Origin of the sequence: Kitasatospora putterlickiae (genome assembly GCF_039527695.1) — a bacterium.
GTDB classification, from domain to species: Bacteria; Actinomycetota; Actinomycetes; order Streptomycetales; family Streptomycetaceae; genus Kitasatospora; species Kitasatospora putterlickiae.
On the sequence record NZ_BAAAKJ010000180.1, the window covers coordinates 16336 to 26489 of the forward strand.

A 10154-nucleotide genomic window follows, 5' to 3' on the forward strand; every position below is an offset into this window, starting at 1 on the left:
CTTTCGTGTTAATTGTGTTGCGAGCGCCGTGCCGCGCGTGGGTAGATAACCCCCGGCACCCGGTACACACACGGAGAGGAGGCGGTCACCATGCGGGTCGAGCACACCTACGGACGCTCCCCGAGACTGTCCTCCCGATGCCCCTTGGCCGCCTGAGCGCAGCCACCCCCAGACATCCCCCGGGCCGCGCCGGGTTCCTTCGCGCGGCACCCACCTAGGCTTGAAACATCCGACCTTGGAGGTCGTTGAACCATGTCGTACACCGAGGTACCCGGCGTCCGGGTTCCGATCCGGATGTGGACCGACCCGGCCACCGTCGAGGGCCAGGCGATGCAGCAGCTGCGCAACATCAGTTCGCTGCCCTGGCTGCACGGGCTCGCCGTGATGCCCGACGTCCACCTGGGCAAGGGCGCGACGGTGGGTTCGGTGATCGCCATGCGGGGCGCCGTCTGCCCGGCGGCGGTCGGCGTGGACATCGGCTGCGGGATGAGCGCGGTGAAGACCTCGCTCACCGCGAAGGACCTGCCGGACGACCTGGCGCGGCTGCGCTCGCGGATCGAGCAGGCCATCCCGGTCGGCCGCGGCCTGCACAGCTCCCCGGTCGACCCGGGGAAGGTGCACGGCGTCCCGACCGGTGGCTGGGACGACTTCTGGCAGCGGTTCGACGCGGTCGCGCCGGAGGTGAAGTGGCGTCGCGAGCGGGCGGCCCAGCAGATGGCGACGCTCGGTGGCGGCAACCACTTCATCGAGGTGTGCGTCGACGACACCGGCGCGGTCTGGCTGATGCTGCACTCCGGCTCGCGCAACATCGGCAAGGAGCTGGCGGAGCACCACATGGGCGTGGCCCAGTCACTGCCGCACAACCAGGGCCTGATCGACCGTGACCTCGCGGTGTTCATCGCGGACACCCCGCAGATGGCCGCGTACCGGCAGGACCTCTTCTGGGCGCAGGAGTACGCCAAGCGCAACCGGGCGCTGATGATGGCGCTGTTCCAGGACGTGGTCCGGCGGGAGTTCCCGCGGGCGAAGGTCGCCTTCGACGAGGTGATCAGCTGCCACCACAACTACGTGTCGGAGGAGAGCTACGACGGCGTCGACCTGCTGGTCACCCGGAAGGGCGCGATCCGGGCCGGATCCGGCGACTACGGGATCATCCCGGGGTCGATGGGCACCGGGTCGTACATCGTGCGCGGGCTGGGCAACGAGGCGTCGTTCAACTCGGCCTCGCACGGCGCCGGCCGGAAGATGAGCCGCAACGCCGCGAAGAAGCGGTTCACCACGCAGGACCTGGCCGAGCAGACCAAGGGCGTGGAGTGCCGCAAGGACGCGGGCGTGGTGGACGAGATCCCCGGCGCGTACAAGCCGATCGAGAAGGTGATCGAGCAGCAGCGGGACCTGGTCGAGGTCGTGGCGCACCTGAAGCAGGTGGTCTGCGTCAAGGGCTGACGTCCCCCGTGCGGAGCCCCCGGCCGTCCTGGCCGGGGGCTTCGGCGTGTTCGGGCCCCGTCCGGTTCAGGCGCCGTCGCGCTTGGGGTTGAGCCGCCGGTAGCCGGGGTGCACGCCGGCGGTGAGGTGCTGGGCCTCCGCGACCCGGCGCAGCAGTCCGGCCAAGGCGATACGTTCCTGCGGATCGAGGCCCGCGCAGACGGCCTCCTCGTGGGCGAGCGCCGCCTCGGCCAGCCCGCGCATCGCCTCCTCGCCCTTGGGCGCGAGGTAGAGGTCCTGGAACCGGCGGTCCTTGGGGTTGCGCCGGCGCTCGACCAGGCCGCGCTCCTCGATGGCGTCGATGAAGGCCACGAACCGGCTGGGGGACATGCCGAGCCGCCGGGCGAGCTCCTGCTGGTGCTGGCCGGGGGCCAGGGCGACCGTCCGGAGCAGGCCGGCCTGGGCCGGGGTGAGGTCCAGGTCGGCGACCCGGCGGGCGAAGGCCTGGCTCGCGTGTTCGCCCAACTGGGAGAGGAGGAAGGCGACCTGGGCTCCCTGCGGGCCCGTGTGCGGGATCGGGTCGGGGTGGGGAGTTTCGGTCATGAAAACACGATACCAGTGGACAATGATGTCCCGGGGTGAACTATTCTGGTTTTGGAACTACTGGCGCCGGCGTCGATCCGTCCGGCGCCGACCCCTGGCCCCGACGCGGCCGTAGCGAGCCCCCGGCGGCCCTGACCGGCCCCGACGGCTCGGACCACCCCCGTTCTCGACTGGAGCGCCCCTCATGACCACGACATCCGCGGTGCCGGCCGCCTCCGCCCGGCGCCAGCAGTCAGGACCCCCCTTGCTGCTGCCCGCAGTGGCGTTCGCGGCACTGATGGTGGTGTCCATCGTGCTGGCCCGGCAGACCCCGCTGCCCACCGACTCGGCGGCCGACACGCTCGCCTACTACCAGGACCACGCGACCGCCGCGAAGGTCGCGGGCACGCTGCAGTTCGGCGCCTCGGTGCCGCTCGCGGTCTGGGCCGCCATCGTCTACCAGCGGCTGCGCCGGCTCGGCGTGGTCGCCCCCGGCCCCGGCATCGCGCTGGTCTCCGGGGTGCTCTCCGCCGCGTCGATGGCGCTGTGCGGGCTCACCGTCTGGACCGCCTCGCGGGCCGGGGACCTCGGCGACGCGCCGCTGGCCCGCTCGCTGGCGGACCTCACCTTCGCCTCCGGCGGTCCCGGGCACGTCGTGCCGTTCGCGGTGATGCTGGCGGGCGTGGCGGTGCCGATGCTGCTGCTCGGCTTCGGGCCGAAGGGCTTCGCCTGGGCCGGTCTGGTGCTCGCCGGGATCGGCGTGCTCGGCACCCTGGCGCTGCTCTCCACCAGCCTCGGGTTCTTCCTGCCGATCGCCCGCTTCGGCGGTCTGATCTGGCTGGTCGCGGCCAGCGTGATCCTGCCGAGGCAGCGTCCGCGCCGCTCCGCCGGCCACGAGTCGGAGGCGGAGGCGGCCTGAGGCGCCTGATGACTGCTCCGGTGCGGTGACGGTCCGGCCCCGTTGGTGGTGCTCCGGGGTGAGGCCGTCCCGGCCGGGGGAGGGCGACGGGGCGCGGCGCCGGGAGGCGTGGCGGACCGGTCGCGACCGAGCGGGCCGGTGGGCTCGTGAGGAAAAGGGAAGGCGGCGCGGCGGTGTCCTGGGGAGGAAGGCCGCCGCGCCGCCGGGCGTCGTGGGGCGACCGGAGGGGGGTCGCCGCGCGACGGGTGGTGCGTCAGGGGGGTGCGCCGCGGCGCGGGGGGTGTCCGGCCGTCAGGCGGCCGTGAGCCGGCGGTCGAGAACGGCGAGAATCAGTTCCTCGATCCGGCGGGCCACCGCCCCGCTGTCGCCGTCCGGGCCGGCCAGCAGGTCGAAGGTCTCGAAGCTGGTCAGCATGAAGAGCAGCTCCACCAGCTCGTCGAGTTCGGCCTCGCCGACCTCCGCGTCGCGGTCGGCGAGCAGCCGCCCGAGCACCACCTGGAGGCCGCCGCGCCGCCGCTCGCCGCGGCTCTGCAGCGCGGTGTCGAGCTCCGGGTCGAGGATGCCCAGGCCGCGCAGCCGCCGCAGGGCGATCCGGCCGGAGGCGTAGAAGCCGGTGAGCACGTCGAGGACGGCGGTGAGCGCCTCCCGGCCGCTGGGCGCCATGAACGCGGCGGGCATCCCGGCCATTCCGCCGCGCTGGGCCAGATCGTCGAAGAGCGCCTCCAGCAGGCCGGTCTTCGAGTCGAACTGGTAGTAGACGGTCATCCGCGCCACTCCGGCGGTCTTGGCGACGGCGTCCATGCTGAACGAGGCCGGGCCCTTCTCCCCGGTCAGCAGCTCGCAGGCCGCCTCCAGAATGCGGGTGCGGGTCTGTTCGGCGGCTACCTGGCGTTGGCCGGCTCGGTACTGGCGTGGGCTCATGGGCTGTTGACGTCTCCTGAGGCGGGTGCTATGACATTCATTGTACACTCAGTCTATATAAAAATGCGGGGGCAGGGAACGGTCCGGCCCGGACCGCCTCCCGCGCCGCCCCCGAGGAGGACCGGCGCCACTCCCACCAACGACATCTCTCCACGCGGAGGCCACGATGAGGTATCGCCATGTGAGTGTGCCGAGGCTCGGCGGAGCCGGGGTCCTGCGGCTGTCCAGCGACGAACTCCCGGCCCCGACCGTCGGTCAGGTCAGGGTCCGGGTGCTCGCCGCCGGCGTCTCCTACGGTGACATTCTGCTCCGTGCCGGCGTCATCCCCGGCGGGCCCAAGCGCCCCTTCACCCCCGGATACGACCTGGTGGGGGTGGTCGACCAGGTCGGACCGGGCACCAGGGCCCCCGAACCGGGCCGGCGGGTGGTCGCGCTGGTGCGCAGCGGGGGCTACGCGGAGTACGCGTTCGTCGCCGCCAACCGGCTGGTCCCGCTGCCCGACGGGGTCGATCCGGTGGAGGCCTCGGCGCTCGCCCTCAACTACTTCATCGCCCAGCAGATGCTGCACCGGGTGGCCGGGGTCCGGCGCGGCGGGACGGTGCTGGTGCACGGCGCGTCCGGCGGCGTCGGCACCGCCTTCCTGGAGCTGGCCGCGCTCGCCGGGGTCACCGTGTACGGCACCTGCTCCGCCGCCCGGGCCGAGCAGGTGCAGGCGCTCGGCGGGCACCCGGTCGACCGGGCCGGGGACTTCCTGCGGGTGGTGCGCGGCCTGCCGGGCGGCGCGGTGGACGCGGTCTTCGACCCGATCGGCGGCCGGCACTTCCTGCGCTCGTACCAGGCGGTGCGGCGCGGCGGCGTGATGGTCGGCTTCGGCCAGAACGCCGCGCTGCGCGGCACCGACCAGCGGGACCTGCTGACCGGTGCCCAGGGGTTCCTGGGCGGCATCGTGCTGCCGAAGCTCGTCCCGGACGGGAAGCGGACGCTGTTCTACAACGCCTGGAGCCTGGAGAAGTCCCACCCGGCCGCGTACCAGCAGGACCTCGCGACCGTGCTGGAACTGCTGCGGAAGGGGCGGGTCAAGCCGCGGGTGGGCCGCACCATGCCGCTGGAGGAGGCGGCGGACGCGCACCGCGCGATGGAGAGCGCGGCCGTCACCGGGAAGATCGTGCTCGTCCCGGCCACCGCCTGACCGGTCGCCGAACCGGCGCGCGCCACCGGCCGGGAGGCGCGCGCCGGGTGCCGCGCATCCGTCCCCGGGGCGGCGGCCGGTGACCGGGGACGGGGCGGGAAAGGTTCCCAGCGTGTCGGGGATTCCCGACCCATGACGATGGGACGGCCGGTCCGCACGATGGCCGTAGCACCGCTTCCCCCGCCACCCGTCCCGCCGGAGGCCCTCCGATGCGAACCGCCCTGCGCCGTGCCCGCCGCCGTCTCCCGCTGCGCCGCTGGGCGCGACGGACCGGCTGCTACCTGGTGGACGGGCTGTTCTGGCTCGGGGTGGCGATGGGCGCGCCCACCTCGCCGGACGCCCTGCCGGGGGCGCGCGGGGCGGAGGAGCCGCTCCCCCCGCCGGAGGTGCCGCAGTGGCATCCGGAACGGGCCGGCGCGCGGCCCGCGCCGCTGACCCGGTACGAGGAGGAGCTGTGGGCGCGGCTGCTGGAGCGCTGACCGGTCCGGTGGCCCGCCCGGCTCAGCTGCCGAGGCCGGCGCGCCGGGCCCGGACGGCCGCCTCGGCGCGGTCCGCGACCTGGAGCTTGCTGAAGATCCGGGAGAGGTAGTTGCGCACCGTCTTCATCGAGAGCCCGAACTCGTTGGCGATGTGCGCGTTGTTGCGGCCGTCCGCGAGCATGGTGAGCACCGCCATCTCACGGGGGGTGAGGTCGGGGAACGGCTCGCGCTCGGGGGCCGGCCGGCGGACCTGCGCCAGCAGATGGGCGGCGGCCTCCGGGCCGAACAGCGCCCCGCCCTGGCTGACCGCGGTGATCGCCCGGCGGACGTCGTCCAGGCCGGCGCCCTTGACCAGGTAGCCCCGGGCCCCGCCCCGGACGGCCGCCACGATGGAGTCGTCGTTGTCGTCGGCGGTCAGCATCACCACCGCGACCCTGGGGTGGCGGGCGAGCAGGGTCCGGGTCGCCTCGATGCCGTCGGTGCCGGGCATGGAGATGTCCATCAGCACGACGTCGGGCGCGAGCCGCTCGACGGCGGAGAGCACGTCCGCCCCGTCGGTCGCCTCCCCGACCACCGTCAGCGAGTCGACACGGTCCAGGAGTTGGCGCAAACCCGCCCGAAACAGCTCGTGGTCGTCGACGACCAGGATGCGGAGGTTTGGAGGCACGGCCGGGTCCATGGGGGCTCCTAACGGAGGGGAGGGAACACGGGGGACGCGCGGGAGACCGGGTGCGGGTACGGGTCGGTCGGGCACGGAACCCGCCGCGGCCCCGGGGAGGGGAGGGCGGGGGCCGGGGTGGATCAGCCGAGCCGGTCGGTGCCGCCGACCAGCGCCGAGTGGGGCAGCCGGATCCGGACCGCGGTGCCGTGCGGGGCCCGGGCGACCACCGAGAAAACGCCGCCGAGTTCTTTGGTGCGGACACACATCGACGGAAGTCCGATTCCGCGGACCGCGTCCGCGGAAAAGCCGACCCCGTCATCCTCGATCGAGAGATCGAGGCCGCTCCTGCCGACCGAGGCGGAGATCCGGCAGACCGACGCCCGGGCGTGCCGGGCGACATTGGCGACGGCCTCGCCGGAGATTCTCTTCAATTCGGTCTGGACGTCGGCCGGGAAATCGTCCAGGACGGTCGGCAACTCCGTGACGAACCGCAGCCGGCCGGCCCCCGCCTCTTCGAAGGCGCGGACCTGCCGGTCCAGGAACTGGCGCAGCGTCCCGGCCGACTCGACGGTCCGGGGCTCCGAGCGGTCGAGGTCCCGGATCACCTGGCGGACGTCGGCGATGGCGGCGCTGACGTCCTCCCGGGCCTGGGTGAGCAGGGCCGGGGCCTGCTGGGTATCGTCGCTCAGGTTGAGGGCGGCCAGCTCCATCCGCATGTGCAGGGCGGCCAACCGGGGAGCCAGTGAGTCGTGCAACTCCCGTCTGAGGCGGCGTCGTTCGTCGAGCCGGGCGGCGGTGGTCGGACAGCCGGGCCCTCCGTCGGCGGCCGAGGCGGGCGCCGGCCGGCGTAACTGGGCCGGCGGCAGTCCGGCCGCGCCGAGGCCGGTGACCAGTCCCAGCAGGCTGCTCACCAGCCGGCCGATGCGGTCGGAGGTGTTCCGTTCACCGCGCGTAGTGAGCGCCGCCGCGCCGCCCACGGCCAGGTTGGTCGGTCTTCGGTCGGCCCTGCCGGAGGATTTTATTATCTGGTCCAGCATGGTTCCTGAGATCCCCCCGTCGCTCGCGTCTGACCCACTGTGCACGGGCGTTTCCTGGCGCGGGGAAATGGAATTCCTCGGGCATGTCCGAAAATCGGCGCGACGGGCCCCGCAGTATCGGTCCGTCGTACGTTTGAATGCCGTGATCCCAATCCACCCGGGACAAGACCTTAGGCGCGCCGTTGCACGGGGCGCAAGGGTAGGAGAGCGAGGTGGGGGAGTGGGCCGTGACGGATTCGGACACTTGGTTGCACCCATGTGAGTGAGCACTTACCCTCATGGAGTCGGGCCACGAGCACGACCGGCGAACGAGGCGCGCGGCGCCCCGCCGGCGTCCCCCGGAGAGCCGAGGAGGCGACCCATGGGCACATCCCGCACCACCGATCTGACGCTCGATCAGATCGCCGAGATCTACCGGACGATGAGCGTGATCCGGGCCTTCGAGGACCGCCTGCACGGCCTCGCGAAGAACCTCCCCGGCGCGGTCCACCTCTACAGCGGGCAGGAGGCCGTCGCCGCGGGCGTGTGCGCGGCCCTCGCCCCCGACGACTACCTCGCCAGCACCCACCGCGGCCACGGCCACGCGATCGCCAAGGGCTGCGACGTCGAGGCGATGATGAAGGAACTGCACGGCCGCCCCGACGGGATCTGCGGCGGCAAGGGAGGCTCGATGCACATCGCGGACTTCGACCGCGGCATGCTCGGTGCCAACGGCCTGGCCGGCGGCGGCGTCCCGCTCGCCTGCGGCGCCGCTCTGACGGCCCGTCAGCATGGCACCGGGCAGGTCGCGGTGGCCTTCACCGGCGACGGCGGCGCCAACCAGGGCGCGGTGCTGGAGAGCCTGGTGCTGGCCCGGATGCTCGACCTGCCGGTCGTCTTCGCCGTCGAGAACAACGGCTACGCCCAGGCGACCCCCGCCGACCGGCACTTCTCCGGCACCGACATGGCCCAGCGCGCGGCCGGCTTCGGGATCCCCGGCGCGGTGGTCGACGGCTACGACGTGCTCGCCGTGCACGCCGCCACCACCGAGGCCGTGCGCCGCGCCCGGGCCGGCGAGGGGCCGACCGTGCTGGAGTTCCGGGCCGAGCGCTTCCACGGCCACATGGAGCTGTGGGACGACCAGTCCTACCGCCCCGGCGCCGACCCGGAACGGCTGCGCAACGACTCCGACCCGCTGCTGCTGCTCCGCTCCCGGATCGCCGACGGCACCGTGCCCGGACCCGCCGCCTTCGAGCTCGACCGGATCGACCGGGACGCCGCCGCGCTCGTCGAGGCCGCCGTTACGGCCGCCGCCGAGCCGTTCACCGCCGACCCGCGCGGCCTGCTCGACCACGTCTACACCCGCTGACCCGCCCCGGAGGAGGGATCCACGTGCGCACCATCACGTACCAGCAGGCGATCGGCGAGGCACTGGCCCAGCAGATGCGCTTCGACCGCTCGGTGGTCCTCATGGGCGAGGACAGCACCAACGCCTGGGGCCCGACCAAGGGCCTGCACCTCGAATTCCCGGACCGGGTGCTCGACATGCCGATCACCGAGGCCGCCTTCGTCGGCGCCGCGGTCGGCGCCGCCGCGACCGGCCTGCGCCCGGTGGTCGACCTGCTCTTCGTCGACTTCGCCACCGTCTGCTTCGACCAGATCGCCAACCAGGCCGCCAAGCTGCGCTACATGGCCGGCGGCCGGATCTCCGTGCCGCTGGTGCTGCGCGCGATGTGGGGCACCGGCCTGCGTCGCGGCGCCCAGCACTCGCAGGCGCTGCACCCGCTCTTCGTCCACCTGCCCGGCCTCAAGGTGGTCGCGCCGTCCAGCCCGTACGACGCCAAGGGGCTGATGGCGCAGGCCCTGGTGGACGACGACCCGGTGCTGTTCCTGGAGCACAAGATGCTCTACTTCGTGCCCGGCGGCGTGCCCGAGGAGCCGTACGCGATCCCGTTCGGCTCGGCCAAGGTGGTCCGGCCCGGCACGGACTGCACGGTGGTCGCGATCGGCCGGATGGTCTCGGTCGCGCTCGCCGCCGCCGAGCAACTCGCCGCCGAGGGCGTGCAGATCGAGGTGATCGACCCGCGGACGCTGTCCCCGCTGGACACCTCGACCATCTACGGCAGCGTGGAGCGGACCGGGCGGCTGGTCGTGGTGGACGAGGCCCACCCCCGCTGCAGCCTGGCCACCGACATCGCCGCGCAGGTCGCGCAGGACCGCTTCGCCGCACTGCGCGGGCCGGTCAGGATGGTCACCGGGCCGCACGCGCCGGTGCCGTTCAGTCCCGAGCTGGAGGACGCCTTCGCCCCCGGGCCGGAGCAGGTGGCGGCCGCCGTGCGCGCCACCGGGCTGGTGCGCAGCGCGGCCTGACCAGTTAAGTGACGAACCATCAGTTTCCGTACCGCTGTGCTGCCGGGCCCGGTCGCGGGCCCGCCGACCGAGGAGGAACCGAGTGACGTCCCAACCGTTCGTGAAGCAGCCCGACGAGGGGCGCGCCATCTGGCACGTGGGCGCGCTGCTCACGTTCAAGGCGACCGGCGCCGAGACCAACGGGCAGTTCTGGCTCGCCGAGCAGCTGTCCCCGGCCGGCTACGCCTCGCCGGTCCACCTGCACACCCGCGAGGACGAGTTCTTCATCGTCCAGGAAGGCGAGATGGTGCTGCGGATCGGCGACGACGAGCACAAGGTCGGCCCCGGCGCGACGGTCTTCGCGCCGCGCGGCATCGCCCACCAGTACCGGGTGGAGACCGAGGGGACCCGGTTCCTGGTGCTGGGCACCCCGGCCGGGTTCGAGGAGTGGTTCTTCCGGACCGGCGAGCCCGCCACCCGCCTGGAGCTGCCGCCGCCGCCCCAGGGCCCGCCGGACTTCGCCCGGCTGCTCGGCGCGCTGGAGCCGCTCGGCGTGCGACTGGTCGGGCCGCCGCCCGGACCGGGCGGGCCCGCCGGGCCGCCTCGCTGACCG

Annotated in this window: 11 protein-coding genes; 7 read left to right on the plus strand and 4 right to left on the minus strand. The window is 73.4% G+C overall.

The window, feature by feature from the left end; all coding sequences use genetic code 11:
- The first annotated feature begins 252 nt into the window (after positions 1–252).
- The gene (locus ABD308_RS18110) at positions 253–1446 is read left to right on the plus strand and encodes an RtcB family protein (protein WP_344335639.1); all 1194 of its coding nucleotides are present in this window, start codon (positions 253–255) and stop codon (positions 1444–1446) included.
- A 66-nt stretch (positions 1447–1512) separates the two neighbouring features.
- On the opposite strand, the gene ABD308_RS18115 is transcribed toward ABD308_RS18110, so the two are convergent.
- Positions 1513–2028 (minus strand): MarR family winged helix-turn-helix transcriptional regulator, encoded by a 516-nt coding sequence (locus ABD308_RS18115; RefSeq protein WP_344335641.1) that lies wholly within the window; start codon positions 2026–2028, stop codon positions 1513–1515.
- 184 nt (positions 2029–2212) lie between these two features.
- On the opposite strand from ABD308_RS18115, the gene ABD308_RS18120 reads away from it, so the two are divergent.
- Positions 2213–2926 (plus strand): DUF4386 domain-containing protein, encoded by a 714-nt coding sequence (locus ABD308_RS18120; protein WP_344335643.1) that lies wholly within the window; start codon positions 2213–2215, stop codon positions 2924–2926.
- Between the two features lie 291 nt (positions 2927–3217).
- On the opposite strand, the gene ABD308_RS18125 is transcribed toward ABD308_RS18120, so the two are convergent.
- On the minus strand, positions 3218–3847 hold the full coding sequence (locus ABD308_RS18125; RefSeq protein WP_344335645.1) for a TetR/AcrR family transcriptional regulator: 630 nt from the start codon (positions 3845–3847) through the stop codon (positions 3218–3220).
- Positions 3848–4028: 181 nt separating this feature from the next.
- Here ABD308_RS18125 and ABD308_RS18130 point away from each other — a divergent pair, with 181 nt between their 5' ends.
- Together ABD308_RS18130 and ABD308_RS18135 are read left to right on the plus strand one after the other, a co-directional pair.
- Positions 4029–5036 carry a medium chain dehydrogenase/reductase family protein gene (locus ABD308_RS18130; RefSeq protein WP_344335647.1) on the plus strand — a complete coding sequence of 336 codons (1008 nt, stop codon included), beginning with the start codon at positions 4029–4031 and terminating at the stop codon, positions 5034–5036.
- Positions 5037–5245: 209 nt separating this feature from the next.
- On the plus strand, positions 5246–5515 hold the full coding sequence (locus ABD308_RS18135; RefSeq protein ID WP_344335649.1) for a hypothetical protein: 270 nt from the start codon (positions 5246–5248) through the stop codon (positions 5513–5515).
- Between the two features lie 22 nt (positions 5516–5537).
- On the opposite strand, the gene ABD308_RS18140 is transcribed toward ABD308_RS18135, so the two are convergent.
- Entirely contained in the window at positions 5538–6194 is a 657-nt protein-coding gene (locus tag ABD308_RS18140; RefSeq protein ID WP_344335652.1) for a response regulator, read from the minus strand.
- Positions 6195–6316: 122 nt separating this feature from the next.
- Positions 6317–7213, minus strand: a complete 897-nt coding sequence (locus ABD308_RS18145; RefSeq protein ID WP_344335654.1) for a sensor histidine kinase — start codon at positions 7211–7213, stop codon at positions 6317–6319.
- Between the two features lie 361 nt (positions 7214–7574).
- Here ABD308_RS18145 and ABD308_RS18150 point away from each other — a divergent pair, with 361 nt between their 5' ends.
- From ABD308_RS18150 to ABD308_RS18160, 3 genes are all read left to right on the plus strand, one after another.
- Positions 7575–8561, plus strand: coding sequence for a thiamine pyrophosphate-dependent dehydrogenase E1 component subunit alpha (locus tag ABD308_RS18150; RefSeq protein WP_344335657.1), 987 nt, complete (start codon positions 7575–7577; stop codon positions 8559–8561).
- 23 nt (positions 8562–8584) lie between these two features.
- A complete protein-coding gene (locus ABD308_RS18155) occupies positions 8585–9562 on the plus strand; it encodes an alpha-ketoacid dehydrogenase subunit beta (protein ID WP_344335659.1) in 978 nt (325 codons plus the stop codon).
- 82 nt (positions 9563–9644) lie between these two features.
- Positions 9645–10151 carry a quercetin 2,3-dioxygenase gene (locus tag ABD308_RS18160; protein WP_344335662.1) on the plus strand — a complete coding sequence of 169 codons (507 nt, stop codon included), beginning with the start codon at positions 9645–9647 and terminating at the stop codon, positions 10149–10151.
- Positions 10152–10154: the final 3 nt, after the last annotated feature.

Coding starts and splice junctions, on each gene's coding strand:
- ABD308_RS18120 (WP_344335643.1), top strand. CDS start 2,213: ATGACCACGACATCCGCGGTGCCGGCCGCCTCCGCCCGGCGCCAGCAG.
- ABD308_RS18145 (WP_344335654.1), bottom strand. CDS start 7,213: ATGCTGGACCAGATAATAAAATCCTCCGGCAGGGCCGACCGAAGACCG.
- ABD308_RS18115 (WP_344335641.1), bottom strand. CDS start 2,028: ATGACCGAAACTCCCCACCCCGACCCGATCCCGCACACGGGCCCGCAG.
- ABD308_RS18110 (WP_344335639.1), top strand. CDS start 253: ATGTCGTACACCGAGGTACCCGGCGTCCGGGTTCCGATCCGGATGTGG.
- ABD308_RS18150 (WP_344335657.1), top strand. CDS start 7,575: ATGGGCACATCCCGCACCACCGATCTGACGCTCGATCAGATCGCCGAG.
- ABD308_RS18125 (WP_344335645.1), bottom strand. CDS start 3,847: ATGAGCCCACGCCAGTACCGAGCCGGCCAACGCCAGGTAGCCGCCGAA.
- ABD308_RS18140 (WP_344335652.1), bottom strand. CDS start 6,194: ATGGACCCGGCCGTGCCTCCAAACCTCCGCATCCTGGTCGTCGACGAC.
- ABD308_RS18135 (WP_344335649.1), top strand. CDS start 5,246: ATGCGAACCGCCCTGCGCCGTGCCCGCCGCCGTCTCCCGCTGCGCCGC.